The following is a 15,184-nucleotide window of genomic DNA, read 5'->3' as shown; positions in this document are numbered from 1 at the left end:
TATGTAGGAGCAGATTAACGAGATTGGTCTGCTGTGCGGAATTTAGTCGCGATTGCTGAAAGTTCTACACTAATGCTATTCAACGTTTGAACGAAGGATTGCATTTGTTTGCTAGCTTCCTGGAACTCTTGGAAGAAACGTTGCTTCGTCATACCTTCCCATTGTCCTTCCATGCTTGTGATGGATTGAGTCAATGAAGATACGATTTGTTGACTTTGTTCTCCACTTTGTTTGAATTGGTTCGAAACCTGATCCAGTTGTTCTGGGGTAACTAAAATACGTCCTGCCATTGTTAAATTCCTCCTTGATGTGTGCAATTAAATTTGTTTGTTCAAATTGTACTATACAAGGATCATTCGGACAAAAGCCGAAGGACCTAATCCTATTTACCCCATTTTTAGCATATGAAACTTCAACTAACAGACTATTTACAATTTATTTAACGTGCAGTTGTACTATATTAATTAGGCCGCTATGAAACTACAGGTTCAGTTCCTCTTCTTTCTCGAAAAGAGGGGTCTCTGAATCTCCATGCAACAGGCTCAAGCTGTGTAGCCTGAACAAGGGTCGCCGGAGAACCATCAGGTGGAGCACTATCCTGTATCCGGTACACAGCCGCCATAGCGGAAAGCGGGTCGGATACAACAGCTACATCAGCAGCATGTGCAGGCAGGATATCGCCACTACGGCTACTCTGAAGAACATTCAGCATATTGACCGCATTGCCATAGGCCACATTGACATGACTCAGCACGGAACGATATTCCATGTCTGCTTGTTGAAATAACAATGCCTTGCGCCCAAGCTGTACACTTAAGTCTATCAAACGACGAAGGGCTTCCTCTCCCAGCCGTTTACTACGATTCCATTCGCTCATCACCGCTGCACGGGACTCGATATCCCAATCCAGGGAATGTATCGCCTGATCCAACACTGTCATTTTTTGCTGTATTTGCTCCGCTGCATACTGAATCTGCCTGCTCAGTGCCCGAAGCACATCCGGTTCCACACGAATGCGCATTTACCATCACCTTTCCTCTTCCCCTGCAGGCTGTTTAAGCCAGTCCAGCAGCATTTCGTGAAACTGTTCTTTTGTTGTGAGCGCTGCAACGAGCCAGTCATCCGAAGCCGCCGTGCTCATACGGAATAACCAGTTGGAGGCTGCACTCGCGGTAAATGCCGCCGATTGTGACTGCCAGCCCTCCTGTCCCCATACAAGCAATCTGAGCTCTCCATCAGATTGCTTGCCTACCAGACAACGTGCTAATGCCAGTGAACCTTCAGGATCATTCGTTTCCTGCGAGAGCTCATCAGCAACGGTTTGTACTTCATACCCCTTCAAGCCGTTCATGACATCATAAAACTTTTTCTTGGAACACATCAGTGCCGGTTTATCCACTGGAGAATGGCCGCTCCACTTCATTCGTTCAATCAGAACATTAATGGCTTCACGAACATTTCCCAAGTCACTTAGACGGAACGAATCGGGGACATCCGTAGCGCGGGCTACTTCAACGACCCGTTCATCCGTGCAGTGTATATAACTTTCCTGCGACTTCCCGTCAATTGTATAACGGAGCCAGCACGCTCTGTCGGATAATCCGGCAATGGCTACTCTGGAAAAAACGGTTGGTGTCATGATCAGCTCATTGGTATCTTGATCCTGAATCAAGTAGCCTTTGTCTAGCAAAGAGGTTTTGACACGCTCCCATTCCATGGCAATATCTTCTGCCATATAACCTCGGAAAGGGTCTTCCACGCCGAGCAATCGATCTGAACCGAGAATACCAGCCAGGAAAAATAGTTCCTTAATCTGCAGCGTCACTACCTTTTGCTTAGAATCATGAACCGTCAACATTATGAGCCACCTCCCCTCAAACTACAACATGCCATCGGTCACGAATTTCTGAAATCCAATTATCCATTTTCCAGCTGTTATCGCATGGAATTGCACCTTTAACCCTGGAATATTTGCGTTTTATATAATAACCTTGACCTGGTGGCAGTACCTTCAGCCCACCTGCGGTACCCCCGGATTCCGAATAAGGTATACGGAAGAACGAGAGATCATTAGGGTCCAAAGTCCCGAACAGCAAACCGCTTTGGGATGCTTTTACATCACTTACCCAATCCGAACCGAACGTTGGAAAATCCGCCGGAACGCCTGAGAGAATCACATGAATGCCTCTGTCTCTGCCCTGACGAACAATAACACCGAGCTGATCTTTGATATTAAAATCGGTGAGCTGTTTGGACAAGGTGTCCGCATCATCCACGACAAGTACGATATCGGGTCCTCCGGTAATTTCACCACGTTTTAGAACTTCATCGTACAATTCCTGAATGACAGGCGCAAGCAATTCTTCCCTCGATACGTGTCCACGGACATGGGGCAAACTGCTGATTTCACCTAATCCACCTGACCCATACCTCATATCTACCGTGTATATTTGCACATCCTCAGGTGAAGCATGGTAGGCCAGTGACAACATCCAGGTTTGCAAGAAAGTCGTTTTACCACCTTCCATTGGACTGGTCACCATAAAGTGCGGACCTTCACGCAGATTAAGTTCAAACGGCTCCAAATCATCCGTGAGCAGACCCACAGGTACATTTACCGTTGAAGTTCCCCCTACTTTGCCGAAGGAACCTGTACGAACAAGCAAATCTTTAAGCTTGATCTCTTCCGGTAGTGGCGCAATTTGTGGCGTTTCCTCACCCGTCCAACCTTGACGAATCTCTGTAATTGCCCTCCGTAAAGCGGCCGATCGTTCACCCTCGTCCGCTCCTGAAGATGGCAGAGCAGCCTGGAACATTAGCGGAGGGACTTGTCCCTTCACGAGACCTCGGCCAGGAGGTAGCTGGCTTGGCGCCTTGGAAGGCCGCCCCACAGCATAATAGTAATCACTTGGATCAGAGAGCTCAAATGAAACAGCATTTTGAATATTACTTCTGAATTTTTCGAAAATATCGGTTACCCGATTGGCGGTCAGCACAAAGGTAATACCTAAACTTCCGCCTTCACGCAAAATGGTCTCGAGCGATTCATTCTCATCGGGGTAAGCATTACGGAAAGACATATATCCGTCAATAACCACAACAATCTGTGGAACTGTAGCATGAGCCGTACGACGATAAGCCGAAATCGTTTTAACCCCGGCCTCCGAGATCATATCTTTGCGCTGCGCCGAGATTTTCAGAATATAACGGAACAAGCGCTTGATCCGGTCTTCCTCTTCGGCCATCATCACGCCACCGATCTGAGGAAGCTTAGCAAAGTCTTTCATCATACGTCCCATATCAATAATGTATCCGTTCCACGGCTCTGTGCGCTCCGTACGGGCAAGAGACATTAATAACGTTTGAACAAAAGTCGTTTTACCAAGTCCAGGCATGCCATATACGACAAGATGCCCCTGATCCATAGGCAATGCAAGTGGCAACTGACGCTGATTCGGAAGATCATCCAGCATACCAACCAAAGGTTTGAGACCGTTAGCCCCGTCATCAAGCAGAGATTCTCTTTTCTCCTTCTGCTTCCAGTCGTGCAGGCCGTCCAGTTCCAATATTTCTGGAAGCGGAGGCAACCAAGGTCCAGGCAAACGCTCTATGCCGGCTTCTGTAGCAGCCTTTGCCACATAATCAATAAACACTTGTAGCTGTTTCGGCACATCCTCTCCCTTGAGAACAGCTCTTCGCTCTCCTGTCAGCAGTGGTTCACGTTTGCCATTCAGGCGTACTTCCATTACAGGCAGTACCGTCGTTGAATCCTCCTGCTGATTATAAGGTGCGCCGCTCCAGGCAAACTGCATTTCTTCAAAGACTTCGTCACTGCCGACCTGAAAATAACCTCGGCCAGGCTTCGTAATCCAGGCAGCATTCGGAATTTTTATCATATCTCTGCTGTCTCCCTCGCTCTGAACACGAAGACAGATACGGAAACGCGAGTTACTCCAAATTTTATCATCCACGACTCCCGCAGGTTTTTGGGTTGCGAGAATTAAGTGAACCCCCAGCGTCCGGCCGATCGCGGCAATACTGATCAACTCATCCATAAATTCCGGCTGGTCACGTTTCAGTTGAGCAAACTCATCTATGATAATCACAAGATGCGGCAATGGTTGTTCATGTCTTGAACGCAAAATCTTATAGTACTCATCAATATGTTGCAGGTTCCCCGCATCATTTAAAATCTTCTGTCTTCTCACCAGTTCAGCCCGAAGAGAAACATTGGCACGTTCAATGAGATTGCCATCCAGATTCGTAATGGTACCTACAACATGCGGGAGATCGACAAAGGTATTAGACATGCCTCCGCCCTTATAGTCGATCAGCATGAACGCCAGATCATGTGGATGGAACTCAGCTGCCAGTGAAGCAACAATAGACTGAATAACCTCACTCTTACCTGAGCCGGTTGTACCCGCAATCAAACCATGGGGACCATGCCCTTGCCGCTCGATTTTATCGTGCAGATTAATAGCTATTTTTTTACCACCAGCTCTTACCCCCATAGGTACAGGCAGTGTGTCCGGATATCTGGTTTGCCCCCAACGGGAGACAACATCCAGATCCTCCACACGTGAAGTGCTGAGCATATCGAATAGTGGCAACACTTGCGGGATCTCCGAAGCGGAGGAACGCTTCAGGCGAATCGGTGACATGTAACGGGATAACGCCTCTGCCGTCTCCTTGGAGATCACATCCGGTTTATATGTCTGCGAGATGACATCCGCATCTTCCGTCTTTTTGATGTACACTCCTTTGCCTTTGGAAGCTTCCATAATTAACTGACAGTGCATAGGCAGGGATTGTTTGCGGTTCGCCAGCACAATCGTGCATACATCAATCTCTTGCGCAGCCTCCAGCAGTAATGGAAGTAAAGGTTCTTCTTCGATCAGTTGCGTATCCGACAGAATGATAACGTAACAAGGAGTTTGCACCGCTTTTTTGTAGCGATCTTCCTTGTTATTACGGCGGCGGTTCAACACGGAAAACAAGCTGTCCGCCAATTGATGCGCACTGCTGTGCCTGTCGGCCATATATCGCTGTCCCTGATCCTCATCCCAAATATGAGGCAACCAGCGGAGCCATTCCCACTCCTTGGTATCCTTTTCTTCATAAAATGCAGCAAGTTTCAGTTCATCCGGTGAGTGCCTTACCGTAAGTTGTGAGACGATAACACGTAACGAAGCCATCACTTCTTCCCGTTCACCCACTAGCCCCATCACCTTGGATTCGAATAGAGGCAGGGTTATCGTGGCATCAGGCACGGTCTGGAATTCCGCAGCGAGTCCATGAGCGGCCTCAATCAACTCATCCTTTTCATATCCATCGATACGCGGTACCTGAAGTTTGATCCGAAACGGAATCTCCCCTGTACCAATACGTACCTGTAAAAAATCGTCATCTTCCGGGGAACGTTCCCAAAGCGAGCTGTTTCGGTTTTTGACAATTTGCAGGCAGACGGATGGATCACCATGGATTTCATGCAGGCTCTTCACTTGCTCCACCTGTGCTTCCTTCAATTCTTCACGATGTTTATCCAGCTGTGCAAGATACATCGCTTTACGTTCCTCGATCTTTTTGCGATATGATTTTTTATTACTGAGATATACAAAGAACGGGATGGTATAAGATGTGAGCATCATCATAACCGTCATCATCTGGAACATCATATAATTGCTGTTATTCATTTTGCCAGTCATATTAATGTACACATAGAAACCGATGCTGACCATCGTCATCATGACGGGAACCACGATTGAAATCATGGAAAATGTAGGTTTGTTCGGCTCTGCAGGCGGCCTGAGAATTTCGAGGCTTTCTTCCTTCAAAACCGGTGTCATTCTTGGAGAACGCTGATATAACACATTCACGAAGAAAAGACCTCCTTTTAGTCGTTCAGTTAATGAATGATACGCCGCAAAGCGTTATTCGTTGCTCTCCTGCTGAAATAAGGAACGTCTCCCGTAGATGGGGGCCTCTTCAGTAGTCGTTGAAAAAGCACGTTGCACACGCACACAGCTTCCCTGACGTAGCCCCGTCTCCATTAGTTGCTGGGCGTTCTGGGGGGTAAACCATAGCCCTTCAGGAAATCTAGCTTCCAAAATATACTGAATGCCATCCCCCGGAGCCTGTCCGAATATTCGTACACCGAGCAACGTCTTCAGGTGTTCAATGGTGCATTCATCCGGAACCTCAATGTCGAACCATTCGCCTTCCTCCCGGCCGGAATACACGGTTAGAATCATGTGAATCCCTCCCAAGGTCTCATATGTAAATTGTCCTAATGTCAGATTAAATCAAAAAAATGCGAGTGAAACGGTATTCCATCCTATTTTCTTATATAAAACCCTTGTTTGCAACGTATCCACTGTAATTTTGTTACATATGACCCACGTTTATATTAAAATATCGTCCATTTGACTCAGAACTTTCGTGTCATTGTTTGGTAAAAAAATTGCAACGATGCGAAACTATCGCTGTGATTACCATTTAATAGAAAAAGAAAGAAGGAATTCGGGACTTTTATTCCTTCGTCCACAATTGAATTGTGAACACTTTTCAAACTTTATCCACCTTTATGTTTTCATAAGCTGATTTTAAGGTAATTTTAAGCATTGGTATTTAATATTACCTGTATGAAATAACTCTCGTGAGGTGATTTCAAGTGAGAACTCTAATAACTTTTCAAGACAAATCAATCCCTGTATATTTTAATCAAGAAAACAAACAACCTGTGCAAAAAACATTAAGATTGCTTAGCAGTGCTCTTGAGCATAAGATCAGTAACGGTAAACGCGCTTTGCAAAAATGTCTGCACTCTTTGATTAGTATTGAAATTGTTGGCGGCGAAGCTATTCTTCATAGCCGCAGTGAAAATGACTCTCTTGCTCTATCGTTATATTGAAGAAGAGTCCAGCAACCTTCGTTTATGCGTTACCATGAAAAAGGAAGCTTCCCTATACAGGACAAGCTTCCTTTTTGACGTGGTTTGGGCATATCCGCACCCTCTTATTTCAGCTTTTCCAACACGTAAGCCGCATCATGTTCTTCTGCAAACTCAGCTTTTCGTATCCGAATGACAAACAGTCTAACTAAATTTTCTCGTGTATGTTCTTCCTGACAGGTATTTATTTTCCTTAAAATAAAGCGGTCAATGGACATAAGTTCCAAGCCCCTTTGCCATGATTTTTACGGAGTACTTCGTCCCGTGTATCCATAAATAACCAGATCAGAAGTTGCCCAAACAGCTTTTTCATTCGATCGAGATTGTTATTTGCATCCGTTGTAAAATGATGCAAAAGCCCGTCCCAATATCGCTCAGACGGGCTTCATGCACCTCCTGTCGCTTCATCGCGAAATGACTCGGATAAATCCCTGACCGCCTCTCTCTATTCATGCATATTCGACTTAGTTCACGCCCGGATACTCCCGGAATTGATGCTGCAGACTGATCCAGCGTGTACGTGTGAATTTATCAATCGCCCAGTCTCCGCCAAAACGACCTATACCGGACGATTTCTCTCCGCCAAACATGACATGGGCTTCATCATTCACTGATTGATCATTGACATGTACCATACCTGCTTCAATCTGCCCTGCCACCTTGTACCCACGCTCCAAATTTGCCGTAAAGACAGAGCCACTCAGACCATAAGGAGTATCATTAGCCAGCCCAATAGCATCCTGCTCATTTTTAGCTTTCATAATGATAGCTACTGGTCCGAATAGTTCCTGCTGTACAATCTCCTGTTCGCGTTGGACATCTGCAAGCACGGTTGGCATAAGTACATTCTCCTGATGTGTTCCGCCAAGCACTAATTGTGCCCCTTCCTCTTTAGCCTGCTTTACTAGCTCAAGAAGCCGTTCCACTTCTTTCTTTCGGATTAGTGGCCCTACTAATGTTTTCTCGTCAGTCGGATCACCGGCATGTATACGTTTCGTTTTGTTAACAAAGGATTGAACAAACCGATCGTAAATATCTTCGTGTACGATAATACGGTTTAGCGCCATGCAAATCTGACCCTGATGCAGGAACTTACCGAACACAGCAGCTTGTGCCGCATGCTCAACATCCGCATCATCCAGAACGATCATCGCATTGTTGCCACCGAGTTCCAGTGCAGTTTCTTTGAGATGTTCACCGGCGAGTTTACCAATGCCCTTACCCACTTCTGTAGAACCCGTAAATGAGATTACCTTGGGAATTGGATGTGTGACAAAATAATCCCCAATCTCGCTGCCACTTCCGGCGACTACATTTAATACCCCCTCTGGCAGACCCGCTTGTTCAAACAGATCCGCAATCAGCCAGCCTGCTGTAGTCGGGGTATCCGAAGCGGGTTTAATCACCACACCGTTGCCGAGTGCGATCGCGGGTGCAACGGAACGCAAACATAGATGTAGCGGGAAATTCCATGGTCCAATAACGCCGATAACCCCTTTGGGCTCACGGACTACCCGATTTTCTTTACCCGGCGTATTGGATGGAAGCAATTCGCCTTTCATTCGAAAAGGAAATGAAGCCGATTCATCCACAATACGTCTCGCTGCGGCAAATTCCGCTTCAGCTTTGATGCGTGTGCTGCCGGATTCCGTAATGAGTAGATGTATAATCTCATCTTTTCGTTCTTCCATTAAAGACGAGACTTTCCGGAGCACCCCTTCCTTAATGGAAGGCAACGCTGCTCTCCATTCCACCGAACTCTTTTGCGCAGACTGATAAGCCTGATCTATATCCTCTTGACTGGAAGAACGCCAGGTCGCGATCACTTCACCCGTATAAGGATTAATGTTCTCTATCGTTCTCTCGCCTGAGCCTTCCACCCATTTACCTGAAATGAACTGTTTAGTCCACGTTGCCGTTTTATGTTGGTTATCTACTAAAGTCATGACATGCGCCTCCGATCTTCAGATTAGAATGTACAAAAAAAAACGATGTCTCATTCATTAACCTGGTTCGAAGTTAGGCAAACCGATAATGCAACCATAAAAGCGAGCTGGCTTTGTCACAACATGAGTAAAGCAACGTGTGCACTAATTCTCAAAAGAAGTTAGATCAGACCAGCCATACGCGATTTCCGCCAGATCTTCATCCCCGATACGAATCGACTGTGTATGAACAGGTATACCGCCCATTTTTTCGTAAAAGTGACATGCCGGGTTTCGCTCCAAAGCCCAAATAATCATACTACCAATCTGGCATGTCTGAAGATGCTGAACCACCCTCTTCACAAGTTGTCTGCCTATTCCAGATTGCTGATGAGACTTCAGCAGATAAATGGCGTACAGTTCGCCATCATAGGGTAATTGACCCTCCCGTTCCTTACCTCCACAGGCAAAACCGACAATTTTCCCCTCTTCATCCTCAGCAACGATCAAAATCAGGTCATTTTCGCCAGAGCGTAACTGCTGTTCCCACTGAGCTAATCGGGATTCTGTAGTCAAAAAATCCAAAACATGATCTGGCACAATTCCGCGGTAGGTCGTTTTCCAGCTCTCTGTATGTACGTATGCGATCCCCCGCGCATCCTGCTCACGTGCTCGTCTAATTCGCATAGATTTTTTCCTCCTCCTCTCTTAAAATGAAATTCTCCACACTAATGGCCCGATTACCATTCACCACGTTTGCTATATCTATCACGTTTATCATGCCCATCACGTTTCCTAAAATAGAAGAAGAATCCGGCCTATGGCCGGATCGTAACTCGGGTTCCAACGGATACCTTCGAGGACAAATCCAGCACGTCTGAATTATACATGCGAATGCAGCCATGTGATACGGACTTGCCAATCGACGAAGGTTCATTCGTTCCATGAATGCCGTAATGGGGTTCGGACAGACCCATCCAGAGCACACCAAAAGGCCCTCCAGGATTCTCTTGTTTGTTGATAATGGTGAATTCTCCATTTGGAGTACTGGTAAGCATTTTACCTGTCGCTACCGGATAACCTTTCACAACTTGATCTCCATCCAGCAGATACAACATATGGTCGGACAAGTCCACGATGATTCTGTAATTCGGCATCACCACATCCCTCCTGCCTTATCCTATGCAAGACAGATACGAATGCCCCGCCTCATATCAGTCTTGTTCCCAATTTTTGGCCCGCTGTGCATGCTTGGCCTTGCGTGTTTTTACCGGTTTACTTGAAGCAGTCCGTTTACGCGAAGCCACCTCTTCCTTGCGCCGCTGATACTGCATTTCTTTCTGCATTTTGAGGAAGTTATGGAGCCGCTTCTCATCCAGCTCACCGTTTGCAATGGCCTCTTTAACTGCACAGCCCTCTTCCTTCGTATGACTGCAATCCATAAATCTGCACGTGCCAGACAGCTCCTCAATCTCTCCAAAAGCCTGAGAAAGACCTTCTTCTCCTTCGTCCCAGAGATGAAGTTCACGCATGCCCGGCGTATCGATCAAGACGGCTCCCTGTGGTAATACAAACATCTCCCGGTGCGTCGTTGTATGTCTGCCACGGCTGTCCCCTTCGCGGACGGATTGCGTAATCTGAACCTCCTTGCCCATCATCCAGTTAACGAGTGTGGACTTGCCACTTCCGGAGGAGCCTGTGAGCGCTACGGTTGCCCCTGGTTTCAGATAGGTTTCCAGCATTTCCTTCCCTTGTCCTTCGATTGCCGAGATCGCCAGTACCTCCACGCCCGGTGCAATCCCCTCCACTTCACGGATTCGTCCCTGCACATCATCGCACAGATCACTTTTACTCAGGACGATAACCGGTCTTACTCCCCCGTTCCAAGCCATTAACACATATCTTTCAAGTCTTCTAAGGTTAAAATCATGATTAAGCGCCGCAACGATCAGAAGAGTATCTACGTTTGCTGCAATCAGTTGCTCTTTCGTTACCGGGCCAGCGGCTTGCCTGGATACACGACTCTGACGTGGCAATACATGATGAATAATCACTTCCTCACCCTGTTCCCCTGCCACAGCAACCCAATCGCCAACAGCAGGTGCAAGTCCTGTCTCCAAGCTATCATGACGAAGTTTTCCTGACACTTTGCCCCAACATTCTCCGTCAACTGTGATCAGACGCTGCATATGTCCATGATCCGCGACGATTCGGGCAGGCCGTCTGGATTCCCAGCTCAACTGTTCCTCAGACCATCGTTTCTCCCATGTAGCAGACCAGCCATAATTTTCAATCCCCTTATTTTCCATACGTTGATTTAAAATAAAAATTCCTCCCAGATTGTTTATGTTTCTTCATCTCCGAATACAGATCCAAACAAAAAAACCACGAGGTTGTTCAGACCCGCGGCAATCCATAGTTATCCGAATATAAAGCAGCCTCCACAGCATGTTGAATAACGGTCATCCTATGCCCGATCCGTTATCCCAGCCCTGGAACTCCCCTTATCAGCACAAAAAAAGCCACGGGTACGTCACCCGTGACTTTGTCTGAAGGTCTTATCATCGCTCGCCAAAGTTGGATATTTCTATCCAGCTATTGCAAAATCGATGTACCTTGATCCGTTCCGGAGACGCTGTTCCTATTCAACTCCACGTATACTGCCGTTAGATTTGTCATGAACATCGCCTCCCTTGTAGAATATGCCATCATGTTACACAGTCTGTCGTGCGTTTGTCAAGCCCATTATTTTTTATTGCTATTCTATCTCTACTTCACCTGATCCCATCTCGTCCACATTTCCCGCGGATTTAATTCGTACACTCCGTCTTCGCGGTACATGAACTGATGCATGATAAACTCCCGGCGAAGGGTAGCAAAATCCTCATGGTATTCCTGAATAAACGTATTGATTTCTTTCTCGCTGTACTTGCGTCCGAACTCCAATTGCTCCACCAGATATTCAAGCACAACCAGCTTTTTCTTGTACTGTGCAGGAATTTGACGAAGCCGGCCATCCTTGGAAAAAAAGTTTCTCATGATGGACGCTTTCAGGGTTTCGTTCACATCTGTCATATCAGACTGCTCCTTTCTTTTGAAAATAAAATCAACTGAAGCCTGGGCATGTTCGCGAATAAACGAAGGATTAAGTGCAAAATAAACCGTATTTTTCTCCCGCCGCTCTTGAATCAGCGCAGCTTCTCTCAGCTTGGCAGCATGATGAGTCACCGTCGGCTGAGACAAGTTAAGGCGCTCCGCCAGCGCTTGTCCATGCAGTTCTCCTTCAGAAAGAAGCAGGAGCATCCGTAGCCGTGTAGGATCAGCCAAGGCTTTGTGATAGGCCACAATTTTCTCAAGCTGCATCATTGTACACCTCACATTGAATTAGATAAATATCTAATTAGATAGTAATCTTTAACATTCTGGAAGTCAATTCAATTTATTTTTTGATTTTTCATCACATTGTGTTGCCTGGCAGAACTGGCATTGAAGTGTTATTTACGGTAGGATTATATTGCTTGTAATGAAGGAGGATTAAGAACATGGAAGATGTCATTATTATTGGCGGAGGCCCATGCGGTCTGTCCGCTGCCATTGAATGTGAGCGGGTAGGATTGTCCGCTGTCATTATTGAGAAACACAATATCGTACAATCCATCTATCTCTATCCGACTCATATGCAATTTTTCAGTACAGCGGAGTTGCTGGAGATCGGGAACGTGCCGTTCAGTTCGGCCAATGACAAGCCGTTTCGTTATGAAGCACTTGCCTATTATCGCAAAGTAGCCGAACATTTCGGCCTGCGTATTCATAATTATGAGGAAGCCCGTGAGATCCAGCGTAAGGAAGACGGCACCTTCGAGGTACATACGGTTAATCGGCGTGGAGAAGCCATCGTACATCAGGGACGACATGTCGTTGTGGCTACCGGCTATTTCGATCACCCGAATTATCTCGGCATACCAGGTGAAGACAAGGATAAAGTCACGCATTACTTCCGCGAGGCACACCCGTATACCAATACACGCGTGGCTATCATTGGTGGAAGTAACTCAGCAGTTGACGCCGCCATGGAGCTTGTCCGGGTTGGCGCTCATATTGATATGGTCTACCGCGGTACAGGTCTGTCCGAGCATATTAAGCCTTGGGTTCGCCCGTTATTCGAAAGTATGGTGCAGAAAAACCGCATTACGCTTCATCTTGGTTCACGTGTCAATGAAATCCTGGATGATTCCATTCGAATTGTGCATACAGACGGTTCGGAAAGCGAGCTTGAGAATGACTTCGTGCTCGCCATGACCGGCTTCAGACCTGACCGCCATTTGCTTGCTTCCATTGGAGCAGAGATGTCTGAGGATATGGATAAGCCATTATACGATCCACAAACGATGGAAAGCAGTGTACCAGGCGTTTATGTGGGCGGAGTTATCGCTTCGGGGCGCAATGCCAATGAAGTATTCATTGAGTCAGGCCGCTGGCATGGACGGTACATTGCTGAACATATCATTAGCCAAACAGAACATCGTGGCGGCAAACATCATGCTCAGTCTGAGGAGCAATGAAATCCATGGATATGACCTCCCTCCTGTTGCTTGTGTTCGCAGCGCTTGGCATCATTAGCAGTAACACACCTGTAACTGTAGCGATGGTATTCCTGTTACTGCTTCGTGTACTTAATGTCAATCAAGCCTTTCCCTGGCTTGAAAAATACGGGCTCACACTGGGTATTATCATTCTGACAATTGGTGTAATGGCTCCTCTCGCCAGCGGTAAAATGAGCTTGCAGACCATTGGTGAATCGTTTCTGCACTGGAAGTCACTACTCGCCATTGGTGTTGGTTTGCTTGTAGCTTATCTGGGCGGTCGCGGCGCATCGCTGATGAGCACACAGCCAACAGTTGTGGCAGGCCTTTTGATCGGTACAGTTCTTGGCGTTGCCTTGTTCAAAGGTGTACCTGTCGGGCCTTTGATCGCAGCGGGCATCCTGTCCCTGCTTTTAGGTAAATCCTGAACCGTATGGTACGGTAATCGTGTATGCTTTTGCAAACTGGCTGTATTTCCCACCGCTCTGTGCTATACTTCTATTCATGCAAACCGATACATGAATTTTGCAACAGGGAATGGGCATCTTTTTCACCTTGTCAGATGAACTCATTCAGCACTTCACGACGTTTATCGTCCTCAGGAGGATTCAGGAACCATGTCACGTCCCTTTGTTACCGAAGCCGTGATGGTGGCTATTTACGGTCAATTGCTTGCGCCTCCGGCGCCTGTGGAATATATCGTTCCTTACACCACCATCCTTGAACTATATGAATTTCAGAGCAGTGCTGACCCCATGATGGATAATCCCACAGATGATCAGCATGTTAAAACCAAGATCAATGAATTAATCTCCTACTTTGAGGAGCCCTTAAATAAGAAAAAGATTGAGCGCGCCCTGGCGGTACCATGGGCAAAAAGCCCGGCCATTCTATTTGGTGATCAGGCCTCCATTACGATTATTAACGCCATGGATACCGCTCAATATGGAGAATATTTTGATCCGATAGAGACAGAGCTTATTCTCACATCCCAACGTCTTGGCATTCCGATTTTGACCGATCAAGTGGAGTTAATCGCCCGGATCATTGAGTCCGAATCACCTGTTCAGGTGTTTGATATCGATGATTTCGATTTTGCAATGGATGATGAACCGCTGGATCAGGTATAATCCCAAGAACATATGTACGAACGAATGCAAAAGACCTCAACTTTCACTTTATAGTGGCAGTCGAGGTCTTTTTGGAGTTTATGCACTTCAGTTTCACATATTACTTTATGCCAGACTGTTCAAGTAGCGTTTGGCTGATGCTGTTCATCGGAGGCAGTGCATTCGGATCAAAAAACTTTAATCCCGCATCGCTGTTTACCCGCGCTTCCACAAGATGATCAAGAATAATTCGAGCCTTAAACAAGGCGATAACATAGTACTCCTCATCTCCGTTTGCATGCACTTGGCGCAACTCCGGCCCAGAGTATAACGATTCAAAGCTCATCGACTCCGTTGTCCAGCCGGTTTCTTCCCAAAGTTCACGATGTGCTGCCCCTTCAATCGTTTCCCCGGGGCGCATCTCTCCAACAGGAATTCGCCAATGCCCCTGTTCCGCATGCTGGATGAGCAGTAGCTCACCTTGATCATTCGTAGCCATAATGGCCGCTTTGACTACAATATTTGCACGTTTCGCAATATATTGCCCAATATCCCGTGTCGGCAGATCCACTCCTCATCCCTCCTTTTTAAAAAAAGACGGTGCTCATCTTCCGT

The 15,184-nt window shown here is 46.7% G+C and carries 16 protein-coding genes; 4 read left to right on the top strand and 12 right to left on the bottom strand.

The genetic code is table 11. The features are described from left to right. Positions 1 to 14: 14 nt before the first annotated feature. From Q9R46_RS07015 to Q9R46_RS06995, 5 genes are all read right to left on the bottom strand, one after another. On the bottom strand, positions 15 to 290 hold the full coding sequence (locus Q9R46_RS07015; protein WP_090921054.1) for a WXG100 family type VII secretion target: 276 nt from the start codon (positions 288 to 290) through the stop codon (positions 15 to 17). Positions 291 to 472: 182 nt separating this feature from the next. Continuing rightward, positions 473 to 1,021: a WXG100 family type VII secretion target gene (locus Q9R46_RS07010; RefSeq protein ID WP_311279408.1), complete on the bottom strand. Its 549-nt coding sequence runs from the start codon at positions 1,019 to 1,021 to the stop codon at positions 473 to 475. 6 nt (positions 1,022 to 1,027) lie between these two features. Continuing rightward, on the bottom strand, positions 1,028 to 1,858 hold the full coding sequence (locus tag Q9R46_RS07005) for a hypothetical protein (RefSeq protein ID WP_145412706.1): 831 nt from the start codon (positions 1,856 to 1,858) through the stop codon (positions 1,028 to 1,030). Positions 1,859 to 1,874: 16 nt separating this feature from the next. Continuing rightward, on the bottom strand, positions 1,875 to 5,879 hold the full coding sequence (gene essC, locus Q9R46_RS07000) for a type VII secretion protein EssC (protein WP_311279407.1): 4,005 nt from the start codon (positions 5,877 to 5,879) through the stop codon (positions 1,875 to 1,877). Between the two features lie 54 nt (positions 5,880 to 5,933). Then, entirely contained in the window at positions 5,934 to 6,254 is a 321-nt protein-coding gene (locus Q9R46_RS06995; protein WP_145329904.1) for a hypothetical protein, read from the bottom strand. Positions 6,255 to 6,673: 419 nt separating this feature from the next. Between Q9R46_RS06995 and Q9R46_RS06990 the strand changes: the two genes are divergently transcribed. Further along, on the top strand, positions 6,674 to 6,913 hold the full coding sequence (locus Q9R46_RS06990; RefSeq protein ID WP_090921063.1) for a hypothetical protein: 240 nt from the start codon (positions 6,674 to 6,676) through the stop codon (positions 6,911 to 6,913). A 104-nt stretch (positions 6,914 to 7,017) separates the two neighbouring features. Here Q9R46_RS06990 and Q9R46_RS06985 read toward each other — a convergent pair whose 3' ends face one another. The 6 genes from Q9R46_RS06985 to Q9R46_RS06960 form a co-directional block, all read right to left on the bottom strand. Further along, positions 7,018 to 7,170, bottom strand: a complete 153-nt coding sequence (locus Q9R46_RS06985) for a hypothetical protein (RefSeq protein ID WP_167375738.1) — start codon at positions 7,168 to 7,170, stop codon at positions 7,018 to 7,020. Between the two features lie 246 nt (positions 7,171 to 7,416). Then, positions 7,417 to 8,898 carry an aldehyde dehydrogenase family protein gene (locus tag Q9R46_RS06980; protein ID WP_311279406.1) on the bottom strand — a complete coding sequence of 494 codons (1,482 nt, stop codon included), beginning with the start codon at positions 8,896 to 8,898 and terminating at the stop codon, positions 7,417 to 7,419. A 144-nt stretch (positions 8,899 to 9,042) separates the two neighbouring features. After that, positions 9,043 to 9,564 carry a GNAT family N-acetyltransferase gene (locus Q9R46_RS06975; protein ID WP_311279405.1) on the bottom strand — a complete coding sequence of 174 codons (522 nt, stop codon included), beginning with the start codon at positions 9,562 to 9,564 and terminating at the stop codon, positions 9,043 to 9,045. 131 nt (positions 9,565 to 9,695) lie between these two features. Continuing rightward, positions 9,696 to 10,034, bottom strand: a complete 339-nt coding sequence (locus Q9R46_RS06970) for a L,D-transpeptidase (protein WP_311279404.1) — start codon at positions 10,032 to 10,034, stop codon at positions 9,696 to 9,698. Positions 10,035 to 10,091: 57 nt separating this feature from the next. Continuing rightward, the gene (gene rsgA / locus Q9R46_RS06965; protein ID WP_311279403.1) at positions 10,092 to 11,186 is read right to left on the bottom strand and encodes a ribosome small subunit-dependent GTPase A; all 1,095 of its coding nucleotides are present in this window, start codon (positions 11,184 to 11,186) and stop codon (positions 10,092 to 10,094) included. Positions 11,187 to 11,646: 460 nt separating this feature from the next. Further along, positions 11,647 to 12,240: a DUF2087 domain-containing protein gene (locus tag Q9R46_RS06960; protein WP_311280962.1), complete on the bottom strand. Its 594-nt coding sequence runs from the start codon at positions 12,238 to 12,240 to the stop codon at positions 11,647 to 11,649. A gap of 179 nt (positions 12,241 to 12,419) precedes the next feature. On the opposite strand from Q9R46_RS06960, the gene Q9R46_RS06955 reads away from it, so the two are divergent. From Q9R46_RS06955 to Q9R46_RS06945, 3 genes are all read left to right on the top strand, one after another. Then, entirely contained in the window at positions 12,420 to 13,439 is a 1,020-nt protein-coding gene (locus tag Q9R46_RS06955; protein ID WP_311279402.1) for a YpdA family putative bacillithiol disulfide reductase, read from the top strand. A gap of 5 nt (positions 13,440 to 13,444) precedes the next feature. After that, a complete protein-coding gene (locus Q9R46_RS06950) occupies positions 13,445 to 13,888 on the top strand; it encodes a DUF441 domain-containing protein (protein ID WP_090921075.1) in 444 nt (147 codons plus the stop codon). 189 nt (positions 13,889 to 14,077) lie between these two features. After that, positions 14,078 to 14,590 (top strand): ADP-heptose synthase, encoded by a 513-nt coding sequence (locus Q9R46_RS06945; protein ID WP_311279401.1) that lies wholly within the window; start codon positions 14,078 to 14,080, stop codon positions 14,588 to 14,590. Positions 14,591 to 14,690: 100 nt separating this feature from the next. Here the strand turns inward: Q9R46_RS06945 and Q9R46_RS06940 are convergent, their stop codons facing one another. Further along, entirely contained in the window at positions 14,691 to 15,140 is a 450-nt protein-coding gene (locus tag Q9R46_RS06940) for an NUDIX domain-containing protein (protein WP_311279400.1), read from the bottom strand. Positions 15,141 to 15,184: the final 44 nt, after the last annotated feature.

The organism is Paenibacillus sp. RRE4, from assembly GCF_031844205.1.
GTDB lineage: Bacteria > Bacillota > Bacilli > Paenibacillales > Paenibacillaceae > Paenibacillus > Paenibacillus xylanexedens_B.
This window is presented reverse-complemented; position numbering and strand designations above follow the sequence as displayed.

Bases quoted from the DNA above. Each gene is read 5' to 3' on its own strand.
- Q9R46_RS06955 (WP_311279402.1), top strand. From the start codon at position 12,420: ATGGAAGATGTCATTATTATTGGCGGAGGCCCATGCGGTCTGTCCGCT.
- Q9R46_RS07005 (WP_145412706.1), bottom strand. From the start codon at position 1,858: ATGTTGACGGTTCATGATTCTAAGCAAAAGGTAGTGACGCTGCAGATT.
- Q9R46_RS06960 (WP_311280962.1), bottom strand. From the start codon at position 12,240: ATGCAGCTTGAGAAAATTGTGGCCTATCACAAAGCCTTGGCTGATCCT.
- Q9R46_RS06950 (WP_090921075.1), top strand. From the start codon at position 13,445: ATGGATATGACCTCCCTCCTGTTGCTTGTGTTCGCAGCGCTTGGCATC.
- Q9R46_RS06995 (WP_145329904.1), bottom strand. From the start codon at position 6,254: ATGATTCTAACCGTGTATTCCGGCCGGGAGGAAGGCGAATGGTTCGAC.
- Q9R46_RS07010 (WP_311279408.1), bottom strand. From the start codon at position 1,021: ATGCGCATTCGTGTGGAACCGGATGTGCTTCGGGCACTGAGCAGGCAG.
- Q9R46_RS06985 (WP_167375738.1), bottom strand. From the start codon at position 7,170: ATGTCCATTGACCGCTTTATTTTAAGGAAAATAAATACCTGTCAGGAA.
- Q9R46_RS06975 (WP_311279405.1), bottom strand. From the start codon at position 9,564: ATGCGAATTAGACGAGCACGTGAGCAGGATGCGCGGGGGATCGCATAC.
- Q9R46_RS06970 (WP_311279404.1), bottom strand. From the start codon at position 10,034: ATGCCGAATTACAGAATCATCGTGGACTTGTCCGACCATATGTTGTAT.
- rsgA (WP_311279403.1), bottom strand. From the start codon at position 11,186: ATGGAAAATAAGGGGATTGAAAATTATGGCTGGTCTGCTACATGGGAG.
- Q9R46_RS06945 (WP_311279401.1), top strand. From the start codon at position 14,078: ATGTCACGTCCCTTTGTTACCGAAGCCGTGATGGTGGCTATTTACGGT.
- Q9R46_RS07015 (WP_090921054.1), bottom strand. From the start codon at position 290: ATGGCAGGACGTATTTTAGTTACCCCAGAACAACTGGATCAGGTTTCG.
- Q9R46_RS06980 (WP_311279406.1), bottom strand. From the start codon at position 8,898: ATGACTTTAGTAGATAACCAACATAAAACGGCAACGTGGACTAAACAG.